Below are 13,171 nucleotides of genomic sequence, written 5' to 3'. Positions count from 1 at the left end.
TTTCTTTTAATTTGTTTCTTTGTCATGACAAACGCAACCCAAGCCCAAATTAAAACCAACCATATTGCTGTTCATGTTTCTGATTTAAAAAAGAGCAGTGATTTTTACGAACAGCTGCTGAACCTAACAGAGATTGAGGAGCCCTTTAAAGATGGCCTGCACGCCTGGTACGATATCGGAGGGGGCGCTGCCCTACATCTTATCGAGGCAACAGACAGACCGGGCCAAATCTCAAAAACAAATCACCTTTGTTTTAGCATGGTAGACATGGACGGTTTTATTTCTCGTCTCAAATCGAGTGGCTACCCCTTCGAAGATTGGCCGGGGGAAAAAGGAAAAATAACCACTCGGCCTGATGGAGTCCGGCAGATTTACATTCAGGACCCTGATGGCTATTGGTTAGAAATCAATGATGATTATTAACATAAAAAAACCCGAAGAGATAATTTCTTCGGGTTTTTGTTTTTTTAATCCTCATAGAGGGGTTGTGGCCAGCTATCATTGCCAAAATTGATATCAGGCAAAATTCTATCTGGGTCAATCGTCACTTTTACCACTCTCTTATCTGTTCGAATCATGTGATTCCAATTGTCACCACGCTGCCAGATTTCTACAGGAAGCATTTGTCGCTCCTTGGAACCGTCTTCGAATTCGATCTCCAAAAGAACAGGCATAGGTATATCGCCTTTATTTGTCAGGATCGCCAAATAATTTCCTGAATAGGGAACTACAGCATTGATGCCCAGGTCAATGTTACCATTGCCATAGAACCAACCCTGCCAAAACCAAGAAAGATTCTCTCCTGCTACATTTTCCATGTGATTGAAGAAATCCGAAGGTTGAGGATGTTTGTAGGCCCATGTCTCGATGTAAGATTTAAACGCATTATCAAATCGCTCGGCTCCTAAAATATATTCTCGCAACATAATCAAACCTATTCCTGGCTTCATGTAGGCTACCATACCGAGGTTGGAGGTATTGGCCACATCGGGGTAAGTGTCTATTCCCTCTCGGTTTTCGTTTTGAAAATAATTGTTATATCTCCGGGTTTGGTTAAGGTTTGACTCGTATTCTCCATCATTAAAAGCAAGAGTACTATAATGATTGATGAAAGTATTGAATCCCTCATCCATCCAAGCATAGCGACGCTCATTACTTCCGACAATCATTGGAAACCAATTGTGCCCAAACTCATGGTCTGTGACACCCCAAAGTCCTTCACCTTTGGAAGTGTATCGACAGAAGTTCAATCCCGGATATTCCATCCCTCCGATATCAGCGGCTACGTTGGTAGCTGTTTCGTAGGGAAATTCAAACCATTTTTCAGAATAGTGCTCAATAGAAGCCTTGGAGTACTCTGTAGATCTCGACCAAGCTTCCTCACCGTCTGATTCCTTAGGATAGGTAGATTGTGCTAAGATTTTTTTACCTGAAGGCAAATTAATCCGCGCGGCGTCCCAGATAAAGGTATTCGAAGAGGCAAAAGCAATATCTCTAGAATTTTCAATCTGAAAATGCCAGGTGATTGTTCCCTCCTGCTTAGGCCTGGTCAAAGCGGTATTTTTGATCTCCTCAGGAGTTATCAAATATACTGTTTCATCACTTTCCATCGCTTTGGAATAGCGGTCTTGAAGCTCACTAGATAATACTTCCTTTGGGTTCATCAACTTTCCAGATCCCACCACAATGTGGTCATAGGGCACCGTCACTTTGTAATCAAAGTTTCCATACTCGAGGTAAAACTCACCAGCACCTAAATAAGGCTCAACATTCCATCCTTCGATATCATCAAATACCGAAACTTTAGGATACCATTGGGCAAAGGCATAGATCCAACCATCTTCCACCTTCAGCCTCCCCATTCGGTCCATTCCTTTTTGAGGGACTTTGAATGAAAAATTCATTGAAATTGTAGCCGTTCCGCCCTTAGCAGGGATGGGTTCATCAAACCATACCTGCATCCGAGTGTCCTCGATAATGTGCTTGGATGAAACATTTCCCCTTTTACCCACTTTAGCTTGGACACCGGAGATATCATATCCTCCATCAGTGTCTCCATTGTAGCGATTGCCCTGAACAGGGGTGGTAAGTGTACCTCGTGAATCAGGGGTAAAACGATTTTGCTCCAACTGAAGCCAAACAAAATCCAATTCTTCTGGACTATTGTTAGTGTAGGAAATAGTGACTTTCCCCGTCAATGTGTGAGCCTCGTCATCTAGGGTCACTTCGATTTGGTAGTCGGCGGCATTTTGCCAATAATTTTCACTCGGCTTTCCAGAGGCAGTTCGGGTAAACGTCCCCTTTCTATTCATAAATTCTCCAAAATCTGCTTGATTATTATCCAATCCTTGCTGAGCAAAAGTAGGATTACTCAAGAACAAGGCCGATACAACCAAACCTGACAACATTCTTTTTATCATATCACATGTGTTTTTAAAGTCATGAAAATACAAAGCCCAATCCATTCCTCCATTCTATTTTCAGTAAATGAGTAAAGCTTAACGAATTTTTAGAAAAGCCTCAATCTAGGATTTAGAAGATTTTGGGCTCAACTTTGCCCAAACTATTACGCTATTTACCCTTATGAAAAAAGTTCTACTTGTTTTTCTTCTTGGAGGATTATGCAATGGACTAGCTGGACAAACAGACAGTACCTCATTGAATTTACAAGAAGTGATCATTCAAGAAAACAGAATCCAAATCCCTTTTTCCAAACAAAGCAGAAATATTTCTGTAATCACCAAACCCCAACTAGAAACTACTCCTGCCCGCAGCTTACAGGAAGTTTTGGCATTTGTGCCAGGAGTAGATGTACGTCAGCGTGGAGTCACGGGTGTACAGGCTGACATTGGTATCCGAGGCGGATCTTTTAACCAAACCCTCATGCTCCTCAATGGGATTAAACTCACTGATCCTCAAACAGGACATCACATGATGAATATCCCTGTTCCCATGCTCAATATAGATAGAGTGGAAGTTTTAAAAGGCCCTGGATCGAGAATATTTGGGCAAAATGCCTATGCCGGAGCAGTGAATATTATCACAGAACTTTCCCCAACAAGAAATCTCCGTCTTCAAGGTTACGGAGGAGATTTTGCGATGAGGGGAATTGCCTTTACCGGTTCTCTCCCGATTGACAACTACCGGCAAAACCTATCCGTTTCTTTCGACGAATCGGCGGGACATTGGTACAATTCAGATTATCAAGTCAGTAATCTTTTTTACGAAGGCGGACTTAAGCTTAATGAATTCCATTCATTAAGAGGAATGGCAGCATACACTGAAAGAAGTTTTGGAGCAAATGGGTTTTACACCAGTACTTTTCCTGATCAGTGGGAAAGCCTTCAGACCAGTTTAGGAGCTTTAAGTCATACCTATTCCGGTACACAGTGGAACATTAATACTCGGGCTTATTGGAGAAAAAATGAAGACGAGTATCGCTTGAGAAGAAATGAGCCTGAGTTTTTTCAAAATTTCCATACTTCTAATACCTACGCCGTTGAATTGAATGCTGTGTATGAAAGCAAAATTGGAAGTACTGGCTTTGGACTGGAATACCGGAAAGAGGTGATCGAAAGCAACAACCTCGGTAATCATGACCGTACTTTGGCGGGAGTCTTTTTGGAACAGCTGGTAAACATAGGTGAAAAAGCTGACCTGCGGGCTGGAGTTTACAGCAATTATTTTAATGAATTTGGGTGGAAACACTTTCCGGGAGCTGAGATAGGCTACCAAGCGACTGAAGCACTTCGCCTTTACACAGGCTATGGCAAAAGTTTTCGAATCCCTACTTACACTGATTTATTTTATGTAGGACCTACCAATATCGGAAATTCCGAATTGGCCCCTGAGCAGGCACAAAATTTCGAAATCGGAGCAAAATGGTTGAAAAATGGCTTTTTCGCTGAGTTGGTTTACTTTCACCGAAATACAGATAACCTGATAGAGTGGACAAGAACCGATGCAAACAATCCTTGGCAACCCCAAAATTTCAATGAAGTAAAATTCAATGGATTGGAAGCTGCCATAACCTATCGGGTCAACTCTGGTATAGCTTCTATTAAGTTAAAAGAAATGATGGTTTCTTATAATTTTATTGACGCCAACTTGGTAGAAAGACCGGGTTTTGAGACACGCTATGCTTTAGCCGCTTTGAGGCATCAGTTGATAGGCGGCTTTCTAGTAGGGATAGGACCAAAACTGGAGTGGAATCTGAAAATGCGCTACGTCGAACGCTTCAGTCTAGATCCCTACCTCCTTCTCGACTCACGCCTAGATTATAATCGAAGTGGTAAAGTAGGCGTTTTTGCAGAAGCCTCCAACATCAGCAATACCGATTACATTGAAGCTGGCACGGTTCAAATGCCTGGAAGATGGTTTAGAATGGGCTTCATGCTAAACCTCGACTAGGTACACAAATGGCCTTAAAGTTTCAAAATCCCCCAAAAAGCAAAATACTCGTTGGGGGATTTTTTATCAAAACTAAAAAGCCTCAGGTCTCGCTGAGGCTGTGGTGGAAGTTGAGGAATTCGAACCCCCGACCCTCCCGATTGCATCGGGATGCTCCTCAGCAGAGCTTGTCTCCGCTTCACCGTGGTATTGTAAATTAGAATAAACAGTTCAGAAAGTAAAACTGTAACTATATTCGAAAATTAAGAGTGTCAACTATTTTCAGGACGATAGAAACCTCCAATCAGCTCCTGGATTTTTTTTTACTTTTCCACGATTTGACTAAACGCTCCCTTGCATAGGCCTCACTCTTATTGGAGTAGACCTCGGAATAAACCAAACGCCAATCCTTTGCCCGGGAAGTGATCTTTATGTGAAGAAAGATACCTACCAATCCTGTCCTCCAGATCATCACAGCTATGACCCAAGTAAAACTTATCCAGCTCCGAGGAATGTAAAAATAGCAAGTTAGATAACTAAAAAGCCTCAGGTCTCGCTGAGGCTGTGGTGGAAGTTGAGGGATTCGAACCCCCGACCCTCTGCTTGTAAGGCAGATGCTCTGAACCAACTGAGCTAAACTTCCAGAATATGTAAAATAAGATGTGGGAGCTGAGGGATTCGAACCCCCGACCCTCTGCTTGTAAGGCAGATGCTCTGAACCAACTGAGCTAAGCTCCCATTTTTTCGCGTTCCCATTTCTTTCAAATGGGAATGCAAAGGTAATTTCTATTTTGAATTACCCAAACGTTTCAAAACTTAAAATATTTAATCGATTGAGAATGAGTAATAAATATTTTTAAAACCAAGTAAATACATGCTCAGTCCTTAAGTTAAATATTCAAAGGCTGGAGAGTTTGGGATTTTCAATTTTTTTCCTTATTATATAGTTGAACGAATAAAAAACACATTAACACCTTTTTATTATGCCTACTCAAAGATCAACCCCTCAAATTAAAAATGAAGAGCAATATGACGCACTTCGTGATAAGGGAATGAGCAAGCAAAAAGCCGCTAGGATCGCAAACACAAGCAGTAAGGATATGGACTATGATAGTACACCTTATGAAAAAAGAACCAAAAATGAATTGTATCAAAAGGCGAAGGAAGTCGGTGTAGAGGGAAGAAGTAAAATGAATAAAAATGAGCTAATAGAAGCTCTGAGATCAAATTAATTTTAAACCAACTAATGATGAAAAGTACAAATAAAAATATTGCATTATTGACGGAAACAGGATTTGAAGAAATAGAATTGACAAGTCCCAAGAAAGCATTAGAGGATGCTGGATTCCGTGTAGATGTTATTTCTCCTCAGTCCAAAATTAAAAGTTGGAAAGACGGAAACTGGCACATGGAACTGAATGTAGATAAATTACTGAGTGATGTAGACCCGGCAGATTACGATGGACTGATGATTCCCGGAGGTGTTCTCAACCCCGATAAACTTAGAAGAAATTCGGATGCGGTGGAATTTATCAATCAGTTTTTTGAATCTGGTAAGCCTATCGCTAGTATTTGCCACGGCCCTCAAGTCTTGGTAGAGACAGGCGCGCTACAAGGAAGAAGAATGACAAGCTTCTCCAGTATAAAAACCGACTTGAAAAATGCAGGCGTCCGCTGGGAAAACCGTGAAGTGGTAACAGACCAGGGATTGGTTACTAGTAGAAATCCAGATGATTTAAAAGCATTCAATGCTAAGATGATTGAGGAATTTAGAGAAGGAGTCCATCTCCGAAATAAAACCATCTGATTTGTTCATATAAAAAGAGGCTGCTAATTGATTTAGCAGCCTCTTTATTGTTAACTCAAATATCAAATTTGATCCCCTGGGCCAAAGGCAAGGCAGTGGAATAATTGATGGTATTGGTTTGGCGTCTCATGTAGGCTTTCCATGCATCAGAACCTGATTCACGTCCTCCACCAGTTTCTTTTTCACCTCCAAATGCACCGCCGATTTCGGCCCCCGAAGTTCCGATATTGACATTGGCAATACCGCAATCAGATCCTGCAGCAGATAAAAAGGCTTCAGCCTCGCGCATGTGAGTAGTCATAATAGCAGAGGACAGCCCTTGAGGGACTCCATTTTGAATCGCAATCGCCTCTGCGATGGTTCTATATTTGATCAAATACAGGATAGGTGCGAAGGTCTCATGCTGTACGATTTCATAATGATTTTCCGCTTCATAAATCGCGGGCCTCACATAGCAACCGGACTCGTAACCTTCCCCAGATAAGACCGCACCTTCTACTACAGCTTTTCCGCCTTCTTCTTTAACCTTTTTAAGGGCTTCTTCATACATTTTGACCGCATCCTGATCTATCAAAGGTCCTACATGGTTCTTTTCATCTAAGGGATTTCCGATAGTCAATTTTCCATAGGCGGAGGCTAACCGGCTCTTTACTTCTTCGAAAACCGACTCTTGTATAATCAAGCGGCGGGTACTAGTACATCGTTGGCCTGCAGTACCTACAGCACCAAAAAGCGCTCCTCGGATAGCTATATCCATATCGGCATGCTCGGTAATAATGATCGCATTATTTCCACCGAGTTCCAAAAGTGATCTTCCAAGTCGTTCACCTACTGCTTTACCTACTAATTTACCCATACGAGTAGATCCAGTAGCTGAAACCAGGGGGATTCGAGTATCATGTGAGAGCAACTCTCCCACTCGATAATCTCCCACAATAAGGGATGAGATCCCCTCAGGCATTCCGTGCTTTCTAAAAATCTCTCCCACGATTTTTTGGCAGGCAATACCCGACAAAGGTGCCTTCTCTGAGGGCTTCCAAACAGTCACATCCCCGCAAACCCAAGCCAATGCAGTATTCCAAGACCAAACTGCCACCGGGAAGTTAAAAGCAGAAATAATCCCCACGATACCCAACGGATGCCACTGTTCATACATGCGGTGGCCTGGTCGCTCAGAGTGCATGGTCAAGCCATATAGCTGTCTCGAGAGCCCTACAGCAAAATCACAAATATCGATCATCTCCTGAACCTCTCCCAAACCTTCCTGATAGGATTTCCCCATCTCATAAGAAACTAACTTACCCAAGTCTGCTTTGACTTCACGAAGTGCATTACCGATTTCACGGACAATTTCTCCCCGCTGTGGAGCTGGTACCATCCTCCACTTTTCAAAGGCAATCTGAGCTGTACTGATTACTTTTTCGTAAGCCTCATCATTCGTAAGCTGCACCTTTCCTATCAATACTCCATCTGCGGGAGAAATGGACTCTATGTATTTCTCTTTCGAATCAATCCAATTGATTCCTGTAGAAGTCCCGATATTTTCGGACGCTAAGCCTAATCTTCTTAAAGACTCCTGAATTCCAAATTGATCATTCATGTATATGTGATTTAAAATTTCAGATAACTCAATTCTTACCTGATAACCCTTTGATTATAAGAAAATATAATGGGTAACTATCAGTAAGAACTCTCCATTTCATGTGTTTATAATTTGTTTTTTAGACGTCATAACCTGTCCCGAGTATCGGGATAGCCTGTCCCGAACTTGATTCGGGAGAATCTCGCACAATTTACAATCATCCCAGTGTGTGTCGCTTGCGTCGTGCTCGATTTCATGTGTTTATAATTGCTTTTAAATGGTCACTACCTGTCCCGAAAATCGGGATGGAATCTAGTTTTCTAGATGTTATTTTGTTCAAAACTAGGAATATTTTCCTGCTTACAAAGTGGAAAGAGGCACTTAATCCTTTATTAAAATCCGGCTTGGGCTAATTCTAGATAAAGCTTTGCTTACCTCCTCCTTTAAATTGAATTTATACACCAAGTTTATTCGGTAATTCCCTGTGTTGACCGACTGATCAAAGTTACTATTGCCAGCTAAAGGGAGTCGCTTGTAGACATAATTGAAATTTAAGGAAAATCTCCGACCGTTATACCCAGCAAAACCACGGGCAAAATAGGTGGGATTAAACTGCAATACGCTGCTTTCCCGCTGTTTTTCTAATCGTCCATAACCCAAACCCAAATCTACACTCATCGCAGCCGTCACAAAAAATCCTTTTCCAAAAACCAAGGTCCCGACCATCCCTGCATTGGGCCCAAATTGAATAAAATCTCCACGTTGGAAATTGGTATCTACAGCCACCTCAGATGGGAAAATCAACGAATCGGCTTTGACTGTAACCCGATAAAGCTCAAAGCCCAGCATGGGAGAAATCGCAGAGCGCTTCTGAACCTCACTCTGAAGCATAGCTGCGGCAAATGACACCTGCTCTCCATTAAATAAGTAATTCACATTAGCCCCAATCTTCCTCATTTTCATATCTCTTCTCACATAATCTTCCCCATCTCCAAAATAATTTTGAATGGAATAGCCATTATAAAACTGCCCAAACAAATCAATAATCCATTTTTCAGGGTAAATATGAGCCTGAAGGTCCAAATAACTTGGCCAGTCGTTTCTTCGATTGGGATTTAAAAACCCAAAGGGAACAGCCAAGTTTAGGGTCAGGGTTTTGAATGTGGCCCCTATTCCTAAATTATTTCCAGAATTTGGCATAAATCGCAGTTCAGACTCCGGGTCGCGAATGGTAAAATCCGTGAACTTCCTTGATAAGTAAACTCGAAAGATCAACTGGTCTTCTGGTTTTCCTATGTAGGCAGTATCGTATTGGGCGAAACTTGGAACATAGCTGAAGCCAAAAAATAATAAGAGTAAAAGGATTGACTTGGCTGGAAAACTCATAGAGGAAAATGAGGGATTTTTTTGACATAAAAAAATCCGGACCGTAGCCCGGATTTCTTTCTAAAACTTATTGAGTTCGAAAATTGAGGGATTTTAATCCCTGAATTTTAAAAAGAAGTTGACAAAAGTTGTTTAATCACCGAGATGAAATTACGAAGAGTATTTAATTTTCCAAATTAATTGTTGTATTTTTTTGACAGTGAAGTCAATAATTTGGAAGTCCTATGCTAAAAAAAGAGGCTTTTGCTCATGATGTACTCCTCCTATCAGCACCCTAATTGAATCTTTACTCTTGAAATAAAATTTTTTATAAAGGTCAGTTTCATTTAGTTTGCATAGAATGAATAATACAGCTAAACTAGTTTCTGTTGTAATCCCCTGCTTTAACCAAGCCCAATATTTGGAAGAAACCGTCGAGTCTGCTCTCAATTCGACCCATCATCCCTTAGAGGTTTTGATTGTCAACGACGGGTCCACCGACGGGAGTTTGGAGCTTGCCCAGAGGTTAGCTTCCAACTATAGTAATTTGCGCCTCCTTGATCAAAAAAACCAGGGAGTGGCCGCTGCCCGTAATCACGGCATTTGCGAAGCAAAAGGAGAGTACATTCTACCTTTGGATGGGGACGATTTGATTTCTGTAGATTATATAGAAAAAGCAGTAAAAGTTTTGGAAGAGAGTCCAAGTGTAAAAGTAGTCTATGCCCAGGGGATCAAATTTAATCAGGAAGGAAGTAAAGCATGGAACCTAAAGCCGTTTAGTCGAAAAGCCCTGGCAAAGGACAATATGATTTTCGTGTCGGCACTTTTTAGAAAGTCTGATTGGGAAGCTTGCGGCGGCTATTCGGAGGACATGACGATGGGAAGAGAGGACTGGGAATTTTGGATAAAAATGCTCAAAAATGGAGGAGAGGTCGTTCAGCTTCCATTTATCGGCTTTCACTATCGATTGACACCTAATAGCAAGCGTAAACGAACTGGAACTAAGCAGAAGAAAAAAGAGCGAATCGCCTACCTTAATCAAAAACATGCTGAATTTTTCTTTCGAGAGCTCGATGGGCCCCTAAGAAATCAGCGGACTTGGTCGAGGCCTTACAATAAAATTTTACGATTACTCGGAATCCTAGAATAATTTAAGACCAATTCAAGCGTGGAAAATTCTCTATTTAGCACTCTCCCTCTATGACACTCAAATCCCAATTCAAAAACTTTTATAAAAACCTAAGAATCTCTCTCAGTGCCAATGAAAACCCTCTTTTCATGGCCTACTACAACCACCTCTACAAACCAAAAGAGGGAAGTCTCTCTGAATTTTTATCCCAATATTCCCTATCAAAGAAGGGGGAATTCACCGTGATTCAAATAGGGGCCAATGATGGTATCACCAATGACCCCATTCATAAATTTATCAAAAGAGACCGTTGGAAAGGTGTACTGCTCGAGCCCCAACCTTATGTTTTTAACACCTTCCTGAAGCGAATCTATCAGAAAAACGAGGGGCTTCATCCCGTATGTGCCGCCATCGGAAGAAAAGACGGAAAACAGAAGCTTTACAAGATAGGATTTAGTGATATGCGTTGGGCGACGGGTTTGGCCTCCTTTTCAAAAGAAAAAATAGAAGAGCTTTTTGAAAATGGCATAGTCGAAAAAAACTGTAAGAAATTTGGAATCCAAATCCCTGAAGATCCATCCGAACGAATTAGCTATGAACTGGTAAATGTTCTCAGCCCAAAAACGCTGAGAGATACCTATGGAATTCAAAAAATTGACCTTTTACAAATCGACGCAGAGGGCTTTGACTTGGAAGTGATTGCTATTTTTGACATTCCCACTTCCAAGCCAGGAGCGATCATTTTTGAAAATGTCAACCATTCTCCTGAGGAACTAGAGACCTGCTATCAAATGCTTCGAGGACAGGGGTACTGTCTAAAAGTCATCGGTCGGGACACCTTGGCTATGCTTAATCCGTCTCAGGAGTTTGAGCGCTTTTTCAAAAAAACAACCTAGATTTTATCCAAGCCTTTCCAGAATTTCAGGAAATAATATTTAAGCGGATTTTTATATTTCAGCTGTTTCCAAGGCCGGCTAGCATGCGGACGATGCCAGACTGGTGCATTCAACAATACATAATTTTCAAAACCATACTCCCAAGACTTAGTGGAAATAAAGGTATCGTACCAATCTTTGGCATCATCCAAACCGGTAAAGTCGAATGACTTGAGAAAATCCAAAGAAAATAAGGTGCAGCAAAAACTTAAGCTCCTTTTAGTCTTGATTTCCTCCTCTTTCCTCCCTTTGAATTTGAGATACGGAAAATTGACCTCGCCTACTTCATCTACTGTCACCGAACCTGTGAGTCCAGACTGAGTATGCTTGCTTTGGTGGTTTAGTAATCGACTGATAGTATCGGGCTTGATCACCACATCAGATTCGATAACCAATAGCGGTAATTTTGATTCTAGGGCCATCTTTTGTGCCATCTGAAGCACAAGTTTATAATTGGGAGAGGGGTGATCGGTCAATTCTTCCAGATGAATCAACTCATAGCCAATCTTATCTTTATTTCGTGTCAGTTCGATTTTGGTATCCTCCGTACTGAAATCATTAAAAATCACATGCTTTACCGAGACATCCGACTGAGCAATTGCACGGGCAGTGTCCAAGGTGGTGGTGATGGAGTTTTTGACGGGTGTGATGACCAGAACTTTCGCCATTTTCTAAAATTTTCTTCAAAAGTAAGCCATTCTACTTTGGCAAAAAAACAACCCCGACGATTGCCGGGGCTGGTATAATTTAGGATAACTCTCCGAGTGCCTTTTTCATTCTCTTCAAGGCCTCTTTCAGATCCTCTTCAGAAGCGGCATAGCTAAGTCTCACACAATTGTCAGCACCAAAAGCCGCGCCTGTTACTAATGAAATATTGGCTACATCTAACAGGTAAAGACAAAGATCATCCGCATTATTGATCGAGTAGCCATGGGCAGATTTTCCGAAAAATGCCGTCACATCCGGGAAGAAGTAAAAAGCTCCCTCCGGAATATGCGTCTTGATACCAGGGATCTCTTGAAGCAAGTCCAAGACAATCTTTCTTCGGTTGAGGTAAGCTTCTGCCATTTCTTTGGATGGATTTTGATCTCCGGAAATAGCTGCCAAAGCAGCACGCTGAGCAATCCCCGTTCCTCCTGAGGTAAACTGTCCCTGAATTTTTTCTACTGCTTTTGCGATTTCCACCGGAGCACATATGTACCCTACTCTCCAACCGGTCATGGCATAGCCTTTAGAAAAGCCATTCACTGTGATCGTACGCTCAAACATCCCCGGTAAAGAGCCAATACTAAAGTTTTTACCTGTAAAATTGATCAATTCATAGATTTCATCAGCTATGACCATCAATCCCTCTTTCTTTTTCACCACTTCTGCTATGGCTTCAAGCTCAGATTGACTAAAAACTGAGCCTGTCGGATTACAAGGTGATGAATAGATCACTGCCTTGGTTTTATCGGTCAGGGCTTCTTCCAATTGCTCTGCAGTCGCTTTGAAATTGTTTTCAAGAGTTCCCTCGATCAAAACGGGCACTCCACCGGCTAATTTGATGATTTCTGCATAGCTCACCCAATACGGAGAAAAAATTACCACCTCATCTCCCTCATTTAAAAGGCACATAAAGGTATTTGCTATAGAATGCTTGGCTCCCGTAGACACTACGATATTTTCTGCTTTCGCCTCAGAAATATTATTTTCTTCTCTGAGCTTTTTTGCGATGGCTTCTCTCAAATCTTGATAACCTGCCACGGGAGGATAAGAAAAATATTTCCCTTCGTCTATCGCGGATTTGGCAGCTTCCTGAATGTGTTTGGGGGTTTTGAAGTCCGGCTCACCCAGGCTTAGCCCGATGATGTCAATTCCTTGAGATTTCAGCTCTCGTGCCTTTTTTGCCATGGCCAAGGTTGCTGATTCCTCCATATTCAAGATGCGATCTGATAGAATAGAATTCATTATTTTAGGGATTT

The 13,171-nt window shown here is 41.7% G+C and carries 12 protein-coding genes and 2 tRNA genes; 6 read left to right on the top strand and 8 right to left on the bottom strand.

Features of this window, described 5'->3' with window-relative positions; translation table 11 throughout:
* Positions 1-24 precede the first annotated feature (24 nt).
* Entirely contained in the window at positions 25-423 is a 399-nt protein-coding gene (locus BLQ57_RS01805) for a VOC family protein (protein WP_240507730.1), read from the top strand.
* Positions 424-467: 44 nt separating this feature from the next.
* Here the strand turns inward: BLQ57_RS01805 and BLQ57_RS01800 are convergent, their stop codons facing one another.
* Complete coding sequence (locus BLQ57_RS01800; RefSeq protein WP_394331254.1) at positions 468-2,408, bottom strand: M1 family metallopeptidase; 1,941 nt, start codon at positions 2,406-2,408, stop codon at positions 468-470.
* Positions 2,409-2,583: 175 nt separating this feature from the next.
* On the opposite strand from BLQ57_RS01800, the gene BLQ57_RS01795 reads away from it, so the two are divergent.
* Positions 2,584-4,410: a TonB-dependent receptor plug domain-containing protein gene (locus BLQ57_RS01795; RefSeq protein WP_087937759.1), complete on the top strand. Its 1,827-nt coding sequence runs from the start codon at positions 2,584-2,586 to the stop codon at positions 4,408-4,410.
* 283 nt (positions 4,411-4,693) lie between these two features.
* On the opposite strand, the gene BLQ57_RS21640 is transcribed toward BLQ57_RS01795, so the two are convergent.
* The 3 genes from BLQ57_RS21640 to BLQ57_RS01785 all read right to left on the bottom strand — a co-directional run bounded on the left by BLQ57_RS21640 (position 4,694) and on the right by BLQ57_RS01785 (position 5,127).
* Positions 4,694-4,861: a GIY-YIG nuclease family protein gene (locus BLQ57_RS21640; RefSeq protein ID WP_338063644.1), complete on the bottom strand. Its 168-nt coding sequence runs from the start codon at positions 4,859-4,861 to the stop codon at positions 4,694-4,696.
* Positions 4,862-4,954: 93 nt separating this feature from the next.
* Positions 4,955-5,032 (bottom strand) — tRNA-Val (locus BLQ57_RS01790).
* 20 nt (positions 5,033-5,052) lie between these two features.
* Positions 5,053-5,127 (bottom strand) — tRNA-Val (locus BLQ57_RS01785).
* 245 nt (positions 5,128-5,372) lie between these two features.
* On the opposite strand from BLQ57_RS01785, the gene BLQ57_RS01780 reads away from it, so the two are divergent.
* Both BLQ57_RS01780 and BLQ57_RS01775 read left to right on the top strand, forming a co-directional pair.
* Complete coding sequence (locus BLQ57_RS01780; RefSeq protein WP_087937758.1) at positions 5,373-5,621, top strand: Rho termination factor N-terminal domain-containing protein; 249 nt, start codon at positions 5,373-5,375, stop codon at positions 5,619-5,621.
* 14 nt (positions 5,622-5,635) lie between these two features.
* A complete protein-coding gene (locus BLQ57_RS01775) occupies positions 5,636-6,196 on the top strand; it encodes a type 1 glutamine amidotransferase domain-containing protein (protein WP_087937757.1) in 561 nt (186 codons plus the stop codon).
* A 55-nt stretch (positions 6,197-6,251) separates the two neighbouring features.
* On the opposite strand, the gene amaB is transcribed toward BLQ57_RS01775, so the two are convergent.
* Entirely contained in the window at positions 6,252-7,796 is a 1,545-nt protein-coding gene (gene amaB, locus BLQ57_RS01770) for an L-piperidine-6-carboxylate dehydrogenase (RefSeq protein WP_087937756.1), read from the bottom strand.
* A gap of 363 nt (positions 7,797-8,159) precedes the next feature.
* Positions 8,160-9,164 carry a DUF4421 domain-containing protein gene (locus tag BLQ57_RS01765; RefSeq protein WP_087937755.1) on the bottom strand — a complete coding sequence of 335 codons (1,005 nt, stop codon included), beginning with the start codon at positions 9,162-9,164 and terminating at the stop codon, positions 8,160-8,162.
* Positions 9,165-9,504: 340 nt separating this feature from the next.
* Here BLQ57_RS01765 and BLQ57_RS01760 point away from each other — a divergent pair, with 340 nt between their 5' ends.
* Together BLQ57_RS01760 and BLQ57_RS01755 are read left to right on the top strand one after the other, a co-directional pair.
* Positions 9,505-10,293, top strand: a complete 789-nt coding sequence (locus BLQ57_RS01760) for a glycosyltransferase family 2 protein (RefSeq protein WP_087937754.1) — start codon at positions 9,505-9,507, stop codon at positions 10,291-10,293.
* A gap of 128 nt (positions 10,294-10,421) precedes the next feature.
* Positions 10,422-11,168: an FkbM family methyltransferase gene (locus tag BLQ57_RS01755; RefSeq protein ID WP_240507729.1), complete on the top strand. Its 747-nt coding sequence runs from the start codon at positions 10,422-10,424 to the stop codon at positions 11,166-11,168.
* Here the strand turns inward: BLQ57_RS01755 and BLQ57_RS01750 are convergent.
* The gene (locus BLQ57_RS01750; RefSeq protein ID WP_087937752.1) at positions 11,165-11,875 is read right to left on the bottom strand and encodes a glycosyltransferase; all 711 of its coding nucleotides are present in this window, start codon (positions 11,873-11,875) and stop codon (positions 11,165-11,167) included. The genes BLQ57_RS01755 and BLQ57_RS01750 overlap by 4 nt on opposite strands.
* Before the next feature lie 79 nt (positions 11,876-11,954).
* Entirely contained in the window at positions 11,955-13,157 is a 1,203-nt protein-coding gene (locus BLQ57_RS01745) for a pyridoxal phosphate-dependent aminotransferase (protein ID WP_087937751.1), read from the bottom strand.
* Between the last annotated feature and the right edge of the window lie 14 nt (positions 13,158-13,171).

Source organism: Algoriphagus faecimaris, from assembly GCF_900101705.1.
Classification (GTDB): Bacteria; Bacteroidota; Bacteroidia; order Cytophagales; family Cyclobacteriaceae; genus Algoriphagus; species Algoriphagus faecimaris.
Note: the sequence above shows the minus strand (reverse complement) of the source record. Positions and strands in the feature narration are given on the sequence as shown.

Bases quoted from the DNA above. Each gene is read 5' to 3' on its own strand.
- BLQ57_RS01805 (WP_240507730.1), top strand. From the start codon at position 25: ATGACAAACGCAACCCAAGCCCAAATTAAAACCAACCATATTGCTGTT.
- BLQ57_RS01800 (WP_394331254.1), bottom strand. From the start codon at position 2,408: ATGTTGTCAGGTTTGGTTGTATCGGCCTTGTTCTTGAGTAATCCTACT.
- BLQ57_RS01795 (WP_087937759.1), top strand. From the start codon at position 2,584: ATGAAAAAAGTTCTACTTGTTTTTCTTCTTGGAGGATTATGCAATGGA.
- BLQ57_RS21640 (WP_338063644.1), bottom strand. From the start codon at position 4,861: ATGATCTGGAGGACAGGATTGGTAGGTATCTTTCTTCACATAAAGATC.
- BLQ57_RS01780 (WP_087937758.1), top strand. From the start codon at position 5,373: ATGCCTACTCAAAGATCAACCCCTCAAATTAAAAATGAAGAGCAATAT.
- BLQ57_RS01775 (WP_087937757.1), top strand. From the start codon at position 5,636: ATGATGAAAAGTACAAATAAAAATATTGCATTATTGACGGAAACAGGA.
- amaB (WP_087937756.1), bottom strand. From the start codon at position 7,796: ATGAATGATCAATTTGGAATTCAGGAGTCTTTAAGAAGATTAGGCTTA.
- BLQ57_RS01765 (WP_087937755.1), bottom strand. From the start codon at position 9,164: ATGAGTTTTCCAGCCAAGTCAATCCTTTTACTCTTATTATTTTTTGGC.
- BLQ57_RS01760 (WP_087937754.1), top strand. From the start codon at position 9,505: ATGAATAATACAGCTAAACTAGTTTCTGTTGTAATCCCCTGCTTTAAC.
- BLQ57_RS01755 (WP_240507729.1), top strand. From the start codon at position 10,422: ATGGCCTACTACAACCACCTCTACAAACCAAAAGAGGGAAGTCTCTCT.
- BLQ57_RS01750 (WP_087937752.1), bottom strand. From the start codon at position 11,875: ATGGCGAAAGTTCTGGTCATCACACCCGTCAAAAACTCCATCACCACC.
- BLQ57_RS01745 (WP_087937751.1), bottom strand. From the start codon at position 13,157: ATGAATTCTATTCTATCAGATCGCATCTTGAATATGGAGGAATCAGCA.